Here is a 16,950-nt window from a genome sequence, read left to right as displayed (position 1 = left end):
GCCCGCGCCGACCTGCTAAAGTCTGCCGCCCGCGGCGGGCGCGCGCCTTCGCCCGCTCCTGCCGGCGACCTCGTGGCGCCGGCCACCTGCTGGCCCCTGGACCCTCGCATGACCGCTGGCGACACCGACAACCTGCCGGCGCACCTGCGCCGCATCCGCAGCTTCGTGCTGCGCGAGGGGCGCATGACCCCGGCGCAGCAGCGCGCCTTCGACACCTTGTGGTCGCGCTATGGCCTGGACTACGCCGGCACCCCGCGGGACCTGGACGCCAGCTTCGGCCGCCATGCGCCACGCGTGCTGGAAATCGGCTTCGGCAACGGCGAGGCGCTGGCCTGGGCCAGCGAGCACGACCCGGCGCGCGACTATCTCGGCGTGGAAGTGCACGGGCCCGGCGTCGGCCGCCTGATGAACGCACTGGCCGCGCGCGACGCCGACAACGTGCGCATCTACAAGCACGACGCGGTCGAGGTGCTGGAGCACGAAATCGCCCCCGCGACGCTGGCCGAGGCGCGCATCTGGTTCCCCGACCCCTGGCACAAGAAGCGCCATCACAAGCGCCGCCTGATCCAACCCGGATTCGTCGCCCTGCTCGCCTCGCGCATGGCCTCCGATGGCCTGCTGCACTTGGCCACCGACTGGCAGCCCTATGCCGAGCACATGCTGGAGGTGATGGAAGCCGCGCCCGGCTGGCGCAACGCCATCGCCCCCGGCGCATACGCCGACAAACCCGAGTGGCGCATCGAGACACACTTCGAACGGCGTGGCTTGAAGCTGGGGCACGGGGTGCGGGATCTGCTGTACCGAAAGGCTTGACCCCACCCCAACCCTCCCCTGTTTCGCGAGGGAGGAAGTGCAACAGGCGCGTCGGGATGCAGACGAGATCCGCGCTGTGGCCGGCCAGCGGATATTTATTGTCAGCGGAACTCGTGGCCGGCCAGGTGGCGGCGGCGCAGGAAGTACCCAAGGCGGCACCCGGCGTCGGTACTCCCAGCCTCCCTCTGCCAGCAGGGGGAGGAGCCAGAATCGGTACGCCCATGCCGCCGCGCCGCATTCTCCCTGTGCCGCTCTTGCCCTCCGATTCACCAGCTCGCGCGCGGGCCCGCTTATACTCAAGCGATCCATCCAGGGACGAATCGTCGCAGCGTGAAGCTTCCACTGCCATCGCCTGACCACTTGCGCGCGTCGCCCCCGCGAGACCTGCGCTGATGGGCCTGTCGCTCACCCCGGAAATGATCCTGGTGCTGGGCCTGGCGGGCTTCACCATGCTGATGCTGGTGCTGGACTGGATCCGCGCCGACATGGTGGCGCTGCTGGTGGTGGTGGCCATCGGCCTGATCGGGCTGATTCCCGCGGACAAGGTGTTCGACGGCTTCGCCGGCAACGCGGTGATCTCGATCATCGCCATCATGATCATGGGCGAAGGCCTGGATCGCGCCGGCGTGCTCACCTATACCGCGCGCGTCATGATGCGCATGGCCAACGGCGTGGAATCGCGCCTGAGCCTGGTCATCAACGTGGTGGCCAGCCTGTTCAGCGCGGTGATCCCCAGCCAGGCGCTGGCGGCCCTGATGATCCCGATCAGCAGCCGACTCGCCGCGCGCACCGGCGTACCCATCTCGCGGCTGCTGCTGCCGATGGCGTTCTGCATCTTCACCGCCACCAACACCACGCTGATCGCGAACTCGCCGCTGATCATCCTCAACGACCTGATCGCCAGCGCCAACCTCAACCTGCCGCCGGGCGCGCACACGATCCCCAAGTTCGGCCTGTTCAGTGTCACGCCGATAGGCCTGGTGCTGGCCGCGGTGGGCGTGGCCTATTTCTATTTCTTCGGACACAAGCTGTTGCCCGGGCACGAGGACGAACGCCTGAAGGTGACCCCCGGGCGCACCGAAAGCTACTTCGCCGAGACCTACGGCATCGGCGGCGAGACCGCCGAGCTCACCGTCACCGCGGAAAGCCCGCTGGTGGGCATGAGCATCGGCGAAGCCGAAGCGCTGCACCAGGCGCCATTGATCCTGGCGATCAAGAGCGGCAACGAGTCACGCATGGCGCCGCCGGCCGATCACGTGATCTGGGTCGGCTCGGTACTCGGCGTGCTCGGCCCGCGCGAGCAGTTGAACCGGTTCGCCAACAACCAGCTGTGCCGGCTGTCCACCCGCATGCGTCAGTTGGGCGAATTGTTCAACCCCACCCGCGCGGGCATTTCCGAAGTGGTGATTCCGCCGGTGTCGCGCTTCATCAAGCAGACCGTGGCCGACCTGCGCCTGCGCAAGCGCTTCGGCATCTCGGTGCTGGCGATTACCCGCGGCGACCAGGTGTTCCGCGACGACGTGCGCGGGGTCAGCCTGCGCGCCGGCGACACGGTGGTGCTGCACAGCAACTGGCGCGACCTGGCGCTGGCCGCCGAGGACAAGGACCTGGTCGTGGTCACCGACATCCCCAAGGAGGAGCAGCGCCCCGGCAAGATCTGGCAGGCGGTGGGTTTCTTCCTGATGGCGCAGGGGTTGGCGCTGTTCACTCCGCTCGACCTGTCGCTGTCGATGATGGCCGGTGCGATCGCGATGCTGCTGACCGGCGTGCTGAACATGGACGAGGCGTACAAGGCGATCAACTGGAAGACGATCTTCGTGGTCGCCTGCCTGATCCCGCTGGGCTGGTCGATGGACGCCACCGGCACCGCCGCCTGGCTTGCGCAGCTGGTGTTGACGCATCTTGGCGGCGTCGCGCCGTGGGTGCTGCAACTGTGCGTGGCGTTGCTCACCCTGCTCTTTGCCCAGGTGATGTCCAACGTGGGCGCCACCGTGATGATGGTGCCGGTGGCGATCAGCGTGGCGGTGGCCACCGGCGCCAATCCGGCGGCCTATGCGCTGATCGTGGCGGTGTCCTCCTCCAACACCTTCCTGATCAGCGCCGGCCACCCCGCGCTGATGATGGTCACCGGCCCCGGTGGCTACAAGGGCAAGGATTTCCTGCGCGTCGGCGCGCCGCTGACGGTTCTGATGCTGGTGGCGACGCTGCTGATGGTGAACCTGATGTTCCGCTGAGCAGCCGGGATTCGGGAGTCGGCGAACTTCAGGGCAGCGCGGCGGGATCGAGGCAGATGAAGCCGTCGACCACCCGCAGCGGCACGGCGCGCAGTGACTGGCCGCGGCAGGGACCGCCGGTGCACAGGCCGTCGGCCTGGTTGAAGACGGCGCCGTGCACCGCGCAGATCAGGCTGGCGTTCTTCAGCAGGAACTTGCCCGGCGCGTAGTCGAGCCGGTTGCCGGCATGCGGGCAGATGTTGAGATAGCCGTTGACCTGCTCGCCCCGGCGCAGCAGGATCAGGCTCTCCTCGCCATCGGCCAGCATCGCGTCCACCGCGGTGGCGCCGCCATCGGGTACCTGCTCCAGTGCGCATACGGCATGCGCCTGCGACGATCCGGTCTCGTTCACTGTATCCATCGGCACTTGCCTCGCGGTTCGCGAGGCCCCATCGTGGTAGCGTAAGTCGTTGATTTTACCACACGAGTTTTTAACACATGCGCCTCTACCTGCATTCCATGCGTCGCCCACGCCATCCGCTGGCGCGCTTCCTGTCGCTGCTGCTGGGTCTGGCCGTGATCGGCGTGCTGCTGGTGTTCGGCCTGGTGGTGGCCGGCGTGCTGTTGATCGGCGGCGTGATCGTGCTGGCGATTCGCCAGTGGAAGCAGGCGCAGGCACCCGCCGGCGTGCCGACCCAGGGCCCGGCGAAGCCCCAGCCGGCGGTGCTGGAAGGCGAGTTCCGGGTGATCCGCCAGGGGCGTCCCGTCACGCATTGAGGCGCACGTGCGCGCTTACCCGCGGCACGGGGATAATGCGGCTCCCCCACCCGATACTTCCCCATGTCCGAGATCCCCGCCTCCCTCGCGGCCGACGCGCCGCGCCGCCTGACCGATCCCCGCGTCCTGATCCCGCTGGGGTTGTTCGCGCTGTACGTGATCTGGGGTTCGACCTATCTGGGCATCCGTTTCGCGCTGGAAAGCTACCCGCCGTTCCTGCTCGCCGGCGTGCGCTTCCTCGGCGCCGGCATCGCGCTGTACGGCTTCCTGCGCTGGCGCGGGATGGCGCCGCCGACACCGCTGCAGTGGCGCAACGCGGCAATCACCGGCCTGCTGCTGCTCGGCATGGGCAACGGACTGGTGTGCTTCGCCGAAGAACGGGTGAGCTCGGGCATCGCCGCGGTGGCGGTGGCCAGCATGCCGCTGTTCGCGGCGCTGTTTTCCGGCATGTACGGCGAGTGGCCGCACCGGCGCGAGTCGATCGGCCTGGCGATCGGCTTCGCCGGCGTGATCGTGCTCAACCTGGGCAGCAGCCTGGCCGGCTCGTCGCTGGGCGCGGCCGCCCTGCTGCTGGCCGCGGCGGCATGGGCGTTCGGCTCGGTGTGGAGCCGACGCCAGATGATGCCGCCCGGCCCGATGAACACCGCCGCGCAGATGCTGTGCGCCAGCCTCGCCCTGCTCGTCGTGGGCTTCGCCAGTGGCGAGCACCTGCCCGCACACCCGAGCACCCGCGCCACGCTGGCACTGGTCTACCTGGCGGTGTTCGGTTCGATCATCGCGTTCAGCGCCTACCTGTACGTGCTCAAGCACGCGCGCCCGGCGCTGGCCACCAGCTACGCCTACGTCAACCCGCCGGTGGCCGTGCTGTTCGGCGTGCTGCTGGCCGGCGAACACGTGGGGCCGTTCGACCTGGCCGGCATGGCGATCATCCTGGCCGGCGTGGCGGTGATCACGCTCGCCAGGACACGGCGCGTGGCGAAACCGTAGGAGCCCGCTCGCAGGCGATGCTCCTGCTCTGGCGAATCCCGAATCCCTGCCCCAAGAGCATCGCCCGCGAGCGGGCTCCTACCCCTGATGGTGCGCTCGACCATGGTCGGCTTGCCGGCACGGCTGCCGCGGCGCGACGATGACCCGACCACGGCGGAGAACGGCATGAACGCATCGCAAGACGGCTGGATGGCGCGCGCTGCCCTGCGCAGCGCGGCGTGGGCGGAGCGCTGGTTCCCCGATGCGTGGGTGTTCGCCGCGCTGGGCGTGGTGCTGGTGGCGCTGGCGACATTCGCGTTCGGGGCCACGCCGACGGCGACGGTCAACGCCTTCGGCGACGGCTTCTGGAGCCTGATCCCGTTCACCATGCAGATGGCCTTCGTGGTGATCGGCGGCTACGTGCTGGCCACTGCGCCGGTGGTGGCGCGCTTCATCGACGTGCTGGCGCGCGCGCCGCGCACCGGACGCGGCGCGATCGTGTACGTCGCGTTTGTGAGCATGCTCGCGTCGCTGCTTTCCTGGGGTTTCTCGCTGGTGTTCGGCGGGCTGCTGGTGCGCGCGCTGGCGCGGCGCGACGAGCTGCACATGGATTACCGCGCGGCGGGTGCGGCGGCGTATCTCGGCCTGGGCGCGATCTGGGCGATGGGGTTGTCCTCGTCGGCGGCGCAGTTGCAGGCGAACCCGGCCAGCATGCCGCCGGGCCTGCTCGCGATCACCGGCGTGCTGCCCTTCAGCCAGACCATCTTCCTGTGGCAGTCGATCGTGCTGACCGCGGTGCTGATCGTGGTGTCGCTGCTGGTGTGCTGGTTCACCGCGCCGTCGGATGCGAACGCGCGCACCTCGAAGGATTTCGACATCGGCGAAAGCTCGACGCCCGCGTTGCCGCCGCGCACGCGCCCGGGCGAATGGCTGGAATACAGCCCGCTGCTGGCGCTGGCGATCGGCCTGCTGGGGCTGGGCTGGCTGGGCCACGAGTTCGCGACCAAGCCGGCGGTGACCGCGATCGCCAACCTCAATACCTACAACTTCCTGTTCCTGACCGCAGGGCTCCTGCTGCACTGGCGCCCGCGCAGCTTCCTCGACGCGGTGCATCGCGCCGTGCCGAGCACCGCCGGCGTGCTGATCCAGTTCCCGCTGTACGGCGGCATCGCCGCCCTGCTCACCCACGTGCCCGGCGCCGACGGCTCCACCCTGGCGCACCGGTTGTCGAACCTGTTCGTGCACATTGCCGGGCAGGAAAGCTTCCCCGCGGTGATGGGCGCGTACTCGGCGATCCTCGGCTTCTTCGTGCCCTCCGGTGGCGGCAAGTGGCTGGTCGAGGCGCCGTACGTGATGCAGGCGGCGAACGACCTGCACGTGCACCTGGGCTGGGCGGTGCAGGTATACAACGCGGCCGAGGCGCTGCCCAACCTGATCAACCCGTTCTGGATGCTGCCGCTGCTCGGCGTGCTGGGGCTGAAAGCGCGCGACGTGGTCGGCTACACCTTCGTGCAACTGGTGGTGCACGTGCCGCTGGTGCTGGGCATGCTGTGGCTGCTGGGCATGACGCTGGACTACGTGCCGCCGGTGATGCCGTAGCCGGCAGGGCGGGAGCGCGCCATGCGCTCCCGCCGTCGACGCTATAGCTCGCGCAACGCCGTCGTCACCGGCAATCGCGCCGCGCGGACCGCGGGGAACAGTCCGCCGATGAAGCCGATGGTAAGCGCCCACAACAGCCCCACCCACAGCAGTTCGGCGGAGACCTTGAGCTCGAAACTGAGCTTGCCGACCGAACCGGCCGCGAGTGTGGACGCGCTGTAGCCGTTGAACACCAGCCACGCCAGCAAGCCGCCGATCAGGCCGCCGAGCAGCGCAAGCAACATGGTTTCGAGCATCACCGCCACCACCACCGGCAGCCCGCGGAAGCCGATCGCCCGCAGCGTGGCGATCTCGCGCGCCCGTGCCGCGACCGCGGCGAACATGCAGTTGAGCGCACCGAAGATCGCGCCGATCGCCATGATCGAGCCGACCACGATGCCGATGATGGTCAGGAAGCTGCTCATGCCTTCGGACTGCTTGCTGAAATAGTCGAGCGTGGTGCTGACGTCCACCTTCAATTGCGGATTCGCTTCCAGCGTGGCCTTGAAGGCATCGAATGCGCCAGGATCGGCCAGCTTCACGGTGACCGATGCGCGGCTGCTGCCACGGCGGTAGGTATCGGCCACGACGCCGGCATCGCCCCACACTTCCGAATCCATCGAGTCGCCGGAAGCAAACACGCCGACCACGGTCCACAGCTGGCTGCCGAGACGGACCTGATGGCCTGGCTCCAGCCCGGCGAATTGCCGCGCGGCGCCCTTGCCGACGATGAGCTCGCGCATGCCTGGGGTGAACTTGCGGCCCTCGACGATCTTCAGGTTCGGCCGCACCGCCCAGGCCTGGTCGCTGACGCCGCGCAGTTGCACGCTGCCCTCTTCGTCCGGCTGGCCACCCTTGATCGGCAGGTTCGCGGCCACCACCAGCTCGGGCGAGGCGATCGGCTGGCCCTTGGCGTCCTTGGCGATGCCGGCGGTCTGCGGGATCAGCGTCACGCTGTCATGGTCGAGCACCGACATCACCTCGGAGGCGGATGCGCCGCGCATCACGATGGCCGTATCCGTGCTGCCGGTCTTGCTCAGCGTCTCGCGATAGCCATCGCTCATTGCCAGCAATGCCACCAGCACCGCCACCACGCCGGCGATGCCGATCACGATCACCGACGACATGCCAAGCCGCTGGCGCAGCGTGCCGATGCCGACCGCGGTGACCGAGATGGCCTGCCTGCCCTGGCGGGCGAACAGCATCCACACGGCGAGCAACACGACCGAAAACACGGTGAGTGCGGAGAAAAACAACATCAGGGAATGCAGGAACATGGTCGTTCTCCTCAGCGGCCAGCCAATGCATCGACGATGTTCAGGCGCATCGCGCGCATCGCGGGCAAGGCACCGACCAGCAGGCCGGCGGCGATCATCAACAACAAGCCGCGCAGCCAGATGCCGGCATCCACCGGCGCCATCGGAATCGCGCCGCCCATCGCCGCATGCACGCCACCGACCACCAGCATCGCCAGCGCCAGACCCAGCACGCCGCCGAGCAGCAACAGCAGCACCGATTCGGCCAGCACCATCGCCAGCACGCTGCGGCTGGAGAAGCCGATCGTCTTCAGCACCGCCAGTTCGGACGTCCGTTCGCGCACGGCCTGCATCATGGTGTTTCCCGACAGCAGCAGCAGGGTGAAGAACACCGCGCCCATGATCGAGGTGACGATCAGGCCGATATCGGCCAGCTGCTTCATCCACGATGCGGTGGCGGCGGCTTCGGTCTGCGTGCGCGTCTCGTGATCGGAGTTGGCCGAGATGGCATCGATCGCCTTGGCCACGCGATCGGCCTGGTTCACATCGGTGACGCGCGTGACGTACCAGCCAACCTGGCCGCGGTTGTATGGCGTGGTCTCGTCGAAATACTTCCAGTTCAGCAGGAACATCTGGTCGTAGAAGCCGCCGGACTTCTTGTCCTTCGAATGCAGGATGCCGACGATGTCGAAGGTCCAGTTCTTGCTGCCTTCATGGTTGGGAAAGATGGTCGACTGCATCGGGATCTTGTCGCCCACCTTCCAGTGGAACCGCTGGGCCAGTTTTTCCCCGACCAGCGCGCCGGTGCGGGTGGTTTCGAACGCCTTGCGCTCGGCCGGACTCACTTCCATCTCCGGATAGAGGTCGAGGTAGTTAGGTTCCACCGCGAAGCTGAAGACCTGGTTGTGCGGGTCCTGGTATGCGCCGCCGAACCAGTTCGCATAGGTGACCATCTTCACGCCCGGCACCTGGGCGATCCGCGCCTCCAGCGACTGCGGCAGGGTCTGGATGAAGGACAGCCGCGAGCCGGTCTGCAGCCGCTCGGCGCCGTTGGCGCTGTTGCCGGCCTGGTCGAAACCCGTGCGCACCGCATCGAGCATGCCGAACAGCAGGAACGCGGCAATGATCGACACCAGCGTGAGTATCGTGCGGGTCTTGCGCCGGAACAGCGCAGCCCAGATCAGATGAAAGTATTTCATCGCCGTCTCCTCACGCCGCGGCCTGTTCGACCAGGGTGCCCTTGTCCAGATGCAGCGTGTGGCTGGCGTATTCGGCGGCCTTCGGATCGTGCGTGACCATCACGATGGTCTTGCCGTGGTCACGGTTGAGTTGCTGAAGCAGGCCGAGCACGTCCTCGGCGGACTGGCGGTCGAGATCGCCGGTCGGCTCGTCGCAGACCAGCAGGGCCGGGTCGGAAACGATCGCGCGTGCGATCGCCACGCGCTGCTGCTGGCCACCGGACAGTTCGCTCGGCTTGTGGCTGGCGCGATCGGAGAGGCCGACCAGTTGCAGCGCGATGGCCGCGTTCTTCTTGCGCTGTGCGGCCGAAAGCTTCGTCAGCAGCAGCGGCAACTCGACGTTGCGCTGGGCCGAGAGCATCGGCATCAGGTTGTAGAACTGGAAGATGAAGCCCACGTTCGAGGCGCGCCATTTCGCCAGCGCGCCGCCGCCGAGCTGGTCGATGCGCTGGCCGCCCACGCGGATGCTGCCGGCGCTGGGCGTGTCGAGCCCGCCGATCAGGTTGAGCAAGGTGGTCTTGCCGGAGCCCGATGGCCCCATCAGCGCCAGGAAATCGCCTTCGGCGATGTCCAGGTTGACGTGGTGCAGCACTTCGACTTTCTGCTTGCCGCGCGTGTAGGTCTTGGCAAGGTCGTGGATCTCGATCAATGCGCCCATGGTGGATCTCCAGTGAACATGCTTGCAGGAGTTGTGAATCGAATTACGGCTTCTTCGTCTGGACGGCCGAGCCATCGTGCAGTTCGGCCGGCGGCGAAACCACCACGCTGTCGCCCGGCTTCACCGCGGCCGGCAACAGGCGGAACTCGCCATAGGCCTGCGCCGCCGGGCTCACCGTGCGCTGGCGCACCGCCTCGCCGTCGACCACGAACACCACGCTGCGGCCATCGCGCCGCACGACTGCAGTGGCCGGCACCAGCACGCCCTGCGGCAGCGGCGCGCTGGCGCCTTGTTTTTCTTCCAGGAATGACACCCGCGCGCCCATGTCCGGCACCACGCGCGCATCCTTCCTTTCCAGCGCCACGCGCACCTTGATGGTGGCCTTGCCACGATCCGCGGTGGGCACGATGGCGACCACGTGGGCAGGAATGCGCCAGTCCGGATACGCATCCAGCACCGCTTCGGCCGACATGCCCGGCTTCACGCGGCCGATGTACGCCTCGTTGACGTCGACGTCGACCTCCAGCGAACCCATGTCGACGATGGTGCCCACGCCGGTGCGGGTGAAGCCGCCGCCGGCGGAAAGCGGCGAGATGATTTCGCCCACCTGCGCGTCCTTGGTGGTGACCACGCCGCTGAACGGCGCGCGTACCACGGTGTAGTCGAAGTTCACCTTCGCCACATGGGCCTGCGCGTCGGCGGACCTGGCCTGCTGCCGCTGCGAATCCAGCTGGGCACGCAGGCTGTCGACCTGGGTCTGTGCCTGTTCGGCACTCTGTTTCGACACCAGGCCGCGGGCGGCCAGCGACTGCAGCCGCGCCGCATCGTGCACGCTCTGCGCCAGCTGCGCCCGGTTCTGCGCGACCAGTGCATGGGCCGCGTCCGCCTGCGCCCGCGCGGCCGCCAGGTTGGCCTTGTACCCGCTGTCGTCCAGCCGGGCCAGCACCTGGCCTTGCGTCACGTGATCGCCTTCCTCGATCAATACGGCGGTCAGCGTGCCGGTGATCTGCGCCGACACCGTGGCCTGCCGCCGCGCGGTGACGTAGCCGGTGGCCTGCAGCACCGCGCCGGCTTCGCTGTTGGCCGTGGGCGCGACCGCAGTGGCCGTCTGCACGGCCACCGCACGATGCCCGAGCAGCATCCAGCCCGCGCCACCGAGCAGCACCAGCACCGCAATCAGCCCTCCGGCGATCCATGGCCAGCGGCCACGACCATCACCATGGTCCTCGCGCTGGTGGCGTTCGATGCGCAGTTCTTTCAACAGTTCATCGTTATCCACATCCATCCCCGTTTTTTACGGCTGCCCAGTGACGACTTCCAGCATGGACGACGTGGCTGCGCCCTGCCATGGCACAGCATCAATCATCGTTGGTGACAGCTGTCACCTGCCACCGTGCCGAGACCGGCGCCATCAAGCATTGACGAACGAGGTCGGGTGGAATCGACACCCTGCAGCACTGTCGCAGCGGCCCTGCTGCGGTTCCCCCGCCATTGCGCCGCCCGGCTTTGCTACGCTTGCCGACATGAACTACATCCTTGCCGCACCCACCATCCCCAGCCTGCCGGTCATCGGCAGCGACCAGCGCTTTCCGGTCCGCCGGGTGTTCTGCATCGGCCGCAACTACGCCGAGCATGCGCGCGAAATGGGTGCCACGGTGGACAAGGCCGCGCCGATGTTCTTCTGCAAGCCGGCCGACGCGGTGGTGGCCGATGGCGGCGACGTACCCTACCCCACCATGACCGCCGACCTGCACCACGAGGTGGAGATGGTGGTGGCGCTGGGCGCAGGCGGGCGCGGGCTTGAACCGGCGGCCGCGGCCGCGCTGGTGTGGGGCTACGGCGTGGGCCTGGACCTGACCCGCCGCGACCTGCAGGCGCAGGCCAAGGCGAAGGGCCATCCGTGGGACGTGGCCAAGGGCTTCGACCATTCCGCGCCGGTCTCCGCGCTGTGCCCGGCGGCGCGGGCGTACGTGGACGCGGACACCGTGCTGCGCCTGCACGTCAACGACGCGCTGCGCCAGCAGGCGCGCCTGGGCGAGATGATCCACGACGTGCCGCACATCCTCGCCGCGCTGTCGCGGTTGTTCGAACTGAAACCCGGCGACCTGGTATTCACCGGCACGCCCGCCGGGGTGGCGGCGCTCCAGCGCGGCGACCGCTTTCACGCCGAGCTGGTCGGCGTGGCCGAACTGGCCGGACAGATCGTCTGAAACCGCGTTTCGCTGCCTGTCCTGCGCCCTCACGCTGCGCTAAAGTCCCCCCTGCCATCTGGCAAAACCCGGGGAGAAACGCATGAGCATGCTGCAGGAATTCAAGGCGTTCGCGATGCGCGGCAACGTGATGGACATGGCCGTCGGTATCGTCATCGGCGGTGCGTTCGGCAAGATCGTCAGCTCGCTGGTCAGCGACGTGATCATGCCGCCGATCGGCTGGATCACCGGCGGCATCGACTTCTCCAAACTGAAGTGGGTGATCAAGCCGGCCGACGACAGCGATCCGGCACACAAGATTGCCGAGGTGGCGATCAGCTACGGCAGCTTCATCAACACCATCATCACCTTCATCATCATCGCGTTCGCGATCTTCATGGTGATCAAGGCGATGAACCGCATGCAGAGGAAGCAGGAGGAGGCGCCCGCCGCGCCGCCGGCCGACGTCGCCCTGCTCACCGAGATTCGCGACCTGCTGAAGAACAGACAGCCGTGACCCGCCGGCGGTAGCGGCCCTGGTCGCTGCCGCCGCCCATGACTTCTGGCCTAAGCACGACCCGGCCGCCACGCCATAATCGGGGTTTCCTCCGCGGAGTGCCCCGATGCGCCGTCTCCCCCTCACTTTGCTCGCTGCCGGCCTGCTGCTGGCCGGCGGCATCGCCAGCGCCGCCACCACGATTCCCGCCACGGCCGTAAAGACGGCCGAACAGTTGCGCGACCAGGCGCTGCACGACGGCACCGCCATGGCCGTGGTGACCTCGCTCACCACCGAGGTGGGGCCGCGCCTGGCCGGCAGCGGAGCCGACTTGCGCGCGCGCCAGTGGGCGCTGGCGAAGTTCAAGGCGCTTGGTTTCGACAAGGTCTACAGCGAGCCGGTGACGTTTCCGCTGTGGCAGCGCCGCAGCGAGAGCGGTGCCATCGTGGCCCCGTTTCCGCAGCCGCTGGTGCTCACCGCACTGGGCTATTCGCCTGCCACGCCTGCGGGCGGACTCACCGCGCAGGTGGTGAAGTTCACCAGCCTCGATGCGCTCAAGGCGGCCGACCCGGCCAGCGTGAAGGACCGCATCGTCTACGTCGACTACCGCATGCATCGCCAGAAGGACGGCCACGACTACGGCATGGGCTCGGCCGTGCGCACCACTGGCGCGGTGATCGCCGCGGCCAAGGGCGCCGCCGGCTACCTGCTGCGCTCGGCCGGTACGGATGAGCACCAGCGCATCGCACACACCGGCGTCACCGGCTTCCGCGACCCGAAAGCCCGGGCAATTCCCGCCGCCGCGCTGTCCAACCCCGATGCCGACCAGCTCGATCGCGTGCTCGCCTACGGCAAGCCGGTGACGGTGCGGATGGATCTGGATTGCGGCATCGTCGGCGAATACACCGGCGCCAACGTGATCGGCGAGATCACCGGTCGCAAGCATCCGGACCAGGTAGTGGCCATCGGCGGCCATCTCGATTCGTGGGACCCGGGCACCGGCGCGATCGACGACGGCGCCGGCATCGCGATCACCATGGCCGCGGCCAAGCTGATCCGCGACCTGCCGCAGCGCCCCGACCGCACCATCCGCGTGATCGCCTTCGCCAACGAGGAAATGGGCCTGTGGGGCTCGCGCGCCTATGCGCAGAAGCATGCCGGCGAGGTGGCGAAGTTCCAGCTCGGTACCGATTCGGATTTCGGCGCTGGCCGGATCTGGCGCATGAGCGCCAGCGTGAAACCCGAGGCGCGCGGCGCGATCGCACAGATCGCCAGCGTGCTGGCGCCGCTGGGCGTGGCCTACGACGCCAGCCGCCCCGGCGGCGGCGGCTCGGACCTGTCGCAGATGCACGCCCGCGGCATGGCCGCGCTGAGCCTGACCCAGGACGGCACGCATTACTTCGACTGGCACCACACCGCCAACGACACGCTGGACAAGATCGACCCGGCCGACCTGGCGCAGAACGTGGCGGTCTACGCGGCGTGGGTGTACATGGCGGCACAGGCCGATGGCGACTTCGGTTCGGCGCCGGGTGCGTTCGCCGAGGACGGCACCGGCGAATGATGCCTGGTTGCCCCGCCGCAACGGCGGGGGAGACCGTTCCTCAGTCGGCAGCCAGTTGCGGCGCCTTGCGCTTTCGCCCGAAGCGCTGCTGCAGGCGATCCATGTACAGGTAGATCACCGGCGTCAGGTACAGCGTGAGCACCTGCGACACCAGCAGGCCGCCGACGACGGCCAGGCCCAGCGGCCGCCGCGCCGAGGCGCCGGCGCCGATGCCCAGCGCGATCGGCAAGGTGCCGGCGAATGCCGCCATGGTGGTCATCATGATCGGGCGGAAGCGCACGTGGCAGGCCTCGACGATCGCCTGCATCGGCGCCATGCCCTCGACGCGCTGCCGCTCCAGCGCGAAGTCGATCAGCATGATCGCGTTCTTCTTGACGATGCCGATCAGCATCACGATGCCGACGAAGGAGAACAGGTCCAGCGGCGCGCGGAAGATCATCAGCGTCAGCAGCGCACCGACGCCGGCGGCCGGCAGGCCGGACAGGATCGTCAGCGGGTGGATGAAGCTCTCGTACAAGATGCCCAGCACCAGGTAGATCACGAACACCGCAAGCACCAGCAGCAGGCCCATGCCCTGCATCGAATCCTGGAACGCCTGCGCGGTGCCCTGCACGCTGCCGGTGATCGTCGCCGGCAGGTGCAACTGCGCCATCGCGCCGTCGATGCGGCTCACCGCCTGGCTCAGGCTGACCCCGGGCGCCAGGTTGAAGGAGATCGTCACCGCGGGCAGCTGGCCCTGGTGGTTGACCGTGAGCGGGCGCGCCGTGCGCTGGAAGCTGGCCACCGCGCTGAGCGGCACCAGCGCGCCGCTGCCGGAGGTGACGTACAGCTGCGACAACACCGCCGGATCATCCTGCAGCGCGTAGGCGACCTGCAGGATCACCCAGTACTGCGTGGCCGAGCCGTAGATGGTGGAGACCTGGTTGGCGCCGAACGCCGCGCCCAGCGCCTTCTGCACCTGGCGCATGGTGAGGCCCAGCGGCGCCAGCCGGGCGCGATCGACCTGCACCGCGATCGCCGGGCCGTTGAGGTCCAGGTCGCTGGTGACGTCCTGGAAACCGGGCAAGGCGCCGAATGCGCGCTCCACCTTGCCGGACGCCGCGTACAGCGCATCCAGGTCGACCGACTGCAAGGTGTACTGGTATTGCGCCTTGGACTGCCGGCCGCCGACCTGGATTGCCGGCGGGTTCTGGATGTAGGCGCGGATGCCGGGGATGCGGGCGAACTTCTGCCGCAGCTCCTGGATGATCTGCGCCGGATCGAGCGCACGCTCGGAGGCGGGTTTCAGGCGCAGGAACATGGTGCCGTTGTTGGTGGTCGCGCGCGAGCCGCCGCTGCCCACCGACGACATGAAGCTGTCGATGTTCGGGTCCTGCGCCACGATCGCAGCCAGTTCCTGCTGGCGCGCCTTCATCGCGGTGATCGAGATGTCGTCGGGCCCTTCGACGTTGACGATCAGCTGGCCGGTGTCGCCGGCCGGGATGAAATCCTTGTCGACCAGCACGAACAGCGCCGCGGTGGCCAGCAGGCTGGCGAAGAACACCCCCAGCACCACGCGCGGGCGCTGCACCGACCACGCCAGCGAGCGGTTGTAGCCGTCGCGCACGCGGTTGAAGCCCTGGTCGAACCAGCGCACCACGCGTGATTTCTCCGCGTGCCCGCCATGCTTGATGAAGCGGCTGCACAGCATCGGCGTCAAGGTGATCGAGACGAAACCGGAGATCAGGATCGCGGTGCTGATGGTCACCGCGAACTCGTGGAACAGCCGGCCCACGATGCCGCCCATGAACATCACCGGCAGGAACACCGCCACCAGCGAGATCGTCATCGAGAAGATGGTGAAGCCGATCTCCGCGGCGCCTTTCAGCGACGCCTCGTACGGATCCATGCCGTGCTCGACGTGGCGCACGATGTTCTCCAGCATCACGATCGCGTCGTCCACCACGAAGCCGACCACCAAGGTCAGCGCCAGCAGCGAGAGGTTGTCCAGGCTGTAGCCCAGCGCGTACATCACGCCGAAGGTGCCGATCACCGAGACCGGCAGCGCCAGCGCCGGGATCAGCGTGGCCGAGGCGTTGCCGAGGAACAGGTAGATCACCAGGATCACCAGCACGCCGGCCAGCAGCAGGGTGTACTGCACGTCGTCGACCGAATGGCGGATCGATTCCGAGCGGTCGTACAGCACGCCGAGCTTGACCGACGGCGGCAGGCTGGCCTGGAACTGCGGCAGCACCTGGCGGATGCGGTCCACGGTGGCCACCGTGTTGGAGCCGGGCTGGCGGTCGATCGCCAGCACGATCGCGCGCTTGCCGTCGAACCAGCTGGCGACCTGGTCGTTCTGCACGCCGTCGCTGGCGTGGCCCAGCGCGGACAGCCGGATCGGCGCGCCGTTGCGATAGGCCACCACGATGTCGTTGTACGGCGCGGCGCGCTGCAGCTGGCCGTCCGAACTGACCTGCAGCAACTGCCGGCTGCCGTTGAGCGAGCCGGTGGCGAGGTTGACGTTGGCGTCGGCGATGGCCTGCTGCAGCGTGTCGATGCCGATGCCGTTGGCGGCCAGCTTGTTCGGATCCACGCTGATGCGCACCGCGTACTTCTGCGAGCCGAACACGTTCACCTGAGCCACGCCGTCGACCATCGACAGCCGCTGCGCCAGCTGGGTCTCGCCGTACTCGTTCACCGTCGACAGCGGCAAGGTGTCCGAGCTCAGGGTGAGATACAGGATCGCCTTGTCCGCCGGGTTGACCTTGCGGAACGTGGGCGGGGTCGGCATGGTCGTGGGCAGTTGCCGCTGCGCGGCCGAGATCGCCGCCTGCACGTCCTGCGCGGCGGCGTCGATGTTGCGGTCCAGGCCGAAGGTCAGCGTGATCGAGGTCGAGCCCAAGGCGCTGGTCGACGTCATCGTGGAGATGCCGGCGATGGTGGAGAACTCGTTCTCCAGCGGAGTGGCCACCGCGGTGGCCATCGTCTCCGGCGAGGCGCCGGGCAGCTTGGCGCTGACCGAGATGGTGGGGAAATCCACGTTCGGCAACTCGTTCACCGGCAGCTTCGGATAAGCCACCACGCCGAACACCACCAGGGCAACCATCAGCAGCACGGTCATCACCGGCCGGCGGATGCACAGCGCAGGCAGGTTCACGGC

14 protein-coding genes are annotated in these 16,950 nt (G+C 68.1%); 8 read left to right on the top strand and 6 right to left on the bottom strand.

What is annotated here, in order from left to right; translation table 11 throughout:
* Positions 1-108 precede the first annotated feature (108 nt).
* A complete protein-coding gene (gene trmB / locus ACVCL9_RS15945) occupies positions 109-813 on the top strand; it encodes a tRNA (guanosine(46)-N7)-methyltransferase TrmB (protein WP_447097403.1) in 705 nt (234 codons plus the stop codon).
* A gap of 392 nt (positions 814-1,205) precedes the next feature.
* Entirely contained in the window at positions 1,206-3,047 is a 1,842-nt protein-coding gene (locus tag ACVCL9_RS15940) for an SLC13 family permease (protein ID WP_395116033.1), read from the top strand.
* Positions 3,048-3,075: 28 nt separating this feature from the next.
* Here ACVCL9_RS15940 and ACVCL9_RS15935 read toward each other — a convergent pair whose 3' ends face one another.
* Complete coding sequence (locus ACVCL9_RS15935; RefSeq protein WP_395116031.1) at positions 3,076-3,447, bottom strand: Rieske (2Fe-2S) protein; 372 nt, start codon at positions 3,445-3,447, stop codon at positions 3,076-3,078.
* Positions 3,448-3,524: 77 nt separating this feature from the next.
* On the opposite strand from ACVCL9_RS15935, the gene ACVCL9_RS15930 reads away from it, so the two are divergent.
* The 3 genes from ACVCL9_RS15930 to ACVCL9_RS15920 all read left to right on the top strand — a co-directional run bounded on the left by ACVCL9_RS15930 (position 3,525) and on the right by ACVCL9_RS15920 (position 6,368).
* Positions 3,525-3,803: a hypothetical protein gene (locus ACVCL9_RS15930; protein ID WP_447097404.1), complete on the top strand. Its 279-nt coding sequence runs from the start codon at positions 3,525-3,527 to the stop codon at positions 3,801-3,803.
* A gap of 63 nt (positions 3,804-3,866) precedes the next feature.
* Positions 3,867-4,790, top strand: a complete 924-nt coding sequence (gene yedA / locus ACVCL9_RS15925; RefSeq protein ID WP_447097405.1) for a drug/metabolite exporter YedA — start codon at positions 3,867-3,869, stop codon at positions 4,788-4,790.
* Between the two features lie 189 nt (positions 4,791-4,979).
* On the top strand, positions 4,980-6,368 hold the full coding sequence (locus tag ACVCL9_RS15920) for a short-chain fatty acid transporter (RefSeq protein WP_447099493.1): 1,389 nt from the start codon (positions 4,980-4,982) through the stop codon (positions 6,366-6,368).
* 41 nt (positions 6,369-6,409) lie between these two features.
* Here ACVCL9_RS15920 and ACVCL9_RS15915 read toward each other — a convergent pair whose 3' ends face one another.
* From ACVCL9_RS15915 to ACVCL9_RS15900, 4 genes are read right to left on the bottom strand one after another with little or no spacing between them, the layout of a single operon-like run.
* Positions 6,410-7,684, bottom strand: a complete 1,275-nt coding sequence (locus ACVCL9_RS15915) for an ABC transporter permease (RefSeq protein WP_395116025.1) — start codon at positions 7,682-7,684, stop codon at positions 6,410-6,412.
* Between the two features lie 11 nt (positions 7,685-7,695).
* Positions 7,696-8,862 carry an ABC transporter permease gene (locus ACVCL9_RS15910; RefSeq protein WP_395116023.1) on the bottom strand — a complete coding sequence of 389 codons (1,167 nt, stop codon included), beginning with the start codon at positions 8,860-8,862 and terminating at the stop codon, positions 7,696-7,698.
* Positions 8,863-8,872: 10 nt separating this feature from the next.
* Positions 8,873-9,559: an ABC transporter ATP-binding protein gene (locus tag ACVCL9_RS15905; RefSeq protein ID WP_447097406.1), complete on the bottom strand. Its 687-nt coding sequence runs from the start codon at positions 9,557-9,559 to the stop codon at positions 8,873-8,875.
* A 43-nt stretch (positions 9,560-9,602) separates the two neighbouring features.
* Complete coding sequence (locus ACVCL9_RS15900; protein WP_447097407.1) at positions 9,603-10,844, bottom strand: efflux RND transporter periplasmic adaptor subunit; 1,242 nt, start codon at positions 10,842-10,844, stop codon at positions 9,603-9,605.
* A 238-nt stretch (positions 10,845-11,082) separates the two neighbouring features.
* Between ACVCL9_RS15900 and ACVCL9_RS15895 the strand changes: the two genes are divergently transcribed.
* From ACVCL9_RS15895 to ACVCL9_RS15885, 3 genes are all read left to right on the top strand, one after another.
* Positions 11,083-11,769 (top strand): fumarylacetoacetate hydrolase family protein, encoded by a 687-nt coding sequence (locus tag ACVCL9_RS15895; protein WP_447097408.1) that lies wholly within the window; start codon positions 11,083-11,085, stop codon positions 11,767-11,769.
* 82 nt (positions 11,770-11,851) lie between these two features.
* The gene (gene mscL / locus ACVCL9_RS15890) at positions 11,852-12,265 is read left to right on the top strand and encodes a large-conductance mechanosensitive channel protein MscL (RefSeq protein WP_395116015.1); all 414 of its coding nucleotides are present in this window, start codon (positions 11,852-11,854) and stop codon (positions 12,263-12,265) included.
* Positions 12,266-12,371: 106 nt separating this feature from the next.
* Entirely contained in the window at positions 12,372-13,808 is a 1,437-nt protein-coding gene (locus ACVCL9_RS15885) for a M20/M25/M40 family metallo-hydrolase (RefSeq protein WP_447097409.1), read from the top strand.
* 40 nt (positions 13,809-13,848) lie between these two features.
* Here ACVCL9_RS15885 and ACVCL9_RS15880 read toward each other — a convergent pair whose 3' ends face one another.
* Positions 13,849-16,947, bottom strand: coding sequence for an efflux RND transporter permease subunit (locus tag ACVCL9_RS15880; protein WP_447097410.1), 3,099 nt, complete (start codon positions 16,945-16,947; stop codon positions 13,849-13,851).
* Positions 16,948-16,950 lie beyond the last annotated feature (3 nt).

The organism is Rhodanobacter sp. UC4438_H5, assembly GCF_052978405.1.
This window is presented reverse-complemented; position numbering and strand designations above follow the sequence as displayed.

Excerpts from the sequence above, each read along its gene's own strand:
- ACVCL9_RS15920 (WP_447099493.1), top strand. The coding sequence starts at position 4,980 with ATGGCGCGCGCTGCCCTGCGCAGCGCGGCGTGGGCGGAGCGCTGGTTC.
- mscL (WP_395116015.1), top strand. The coding sequence starts at position 11,852 with ATGAGCATGCTGCAGGAATTCAAGGCGTTCGCGATGCGCGGCAACGTG.
- ACVCL9_RS15900 (WP_447097407.1), bottom strand. The coding sequence starts at position 10,844 with ATGGATGTGGATAACGATGAACTGTTGAAAGAACTGCGCATCGAACGC.
- yedA (WP_447097405.1), top strand. The coding sequence starts at position 3,867 with ATGTCCGAGATCCCCGCCTCCCTCGCGGCCGACGCGCCGCGCCGCCTG.
- ACVCL9_RS15905 (WP_447097406.1), bottom strand. The coding sequence starts at position 9,559 with ATGGGCGCATTGATCGAGATCCACGACCTTGCCAAGACCTACACGCGC.
- ACVCL9_RS15915 (WP_395116025.1), bottom strand. The coding sequence starts at position 7,684 with ATGTTCCTGCATTCCCTGATGTTGTTTTTCTCCGCACTCACCGTGTTT.
- ACVCL9_RS15895 (WP_447097408.1), top strand. The coding sequence starts at position 11,083 with ATGAACTACATCCTTGCCGCACCCACCATCCCCAGCCTGCCGGTCATC.
- ACVCL9_RS15885 (WP_447097409.1), top strand. The coding sequence starts at position 12,372 with ATGCGCCGTCTCCCCCTCACTTTGCTCGCTGCCGGCCTGCTGCTGGCC.
- ACVCL9_RS15940 (WP_395116033.1), top strand. The coding sequence starts at position 1,206 with ATGGGCCTGTCGCTCACCCCGGAAATGATCCTGGTGCTGGGCCTGGCG.
- ACVCL9_RS15910 (WP_395116023.1), bottom strand. The coding sequence starts at position 8,862 with ATGAAATACTTTCATCTGATCTGGGCTGCGCTGTTCCGGCGCAAGACC.
- ACVCL9_RS15935 (WP_395116031.1), bottom strand. The coding sequence starts at position 3,447 with ATGGATACAGTGAACGAGACCGGATCGTCGCAGGCGCATGCCGTATGC.
- trmB (WP_447097403.1), top strand. The coding sequence starts at position 109 with ATGACCGCTGGCGACACCGACAACCTGCCGGCGCACCTGCGCCGCATC.
- ACVCL9_RS15930 (WP_447097404.1), top strand. The coding sequence starts at position 3,525 with ATGCGCCTCTACCTGCATTCCATGCGTCGCCCACGCCATCCGCTGGCG.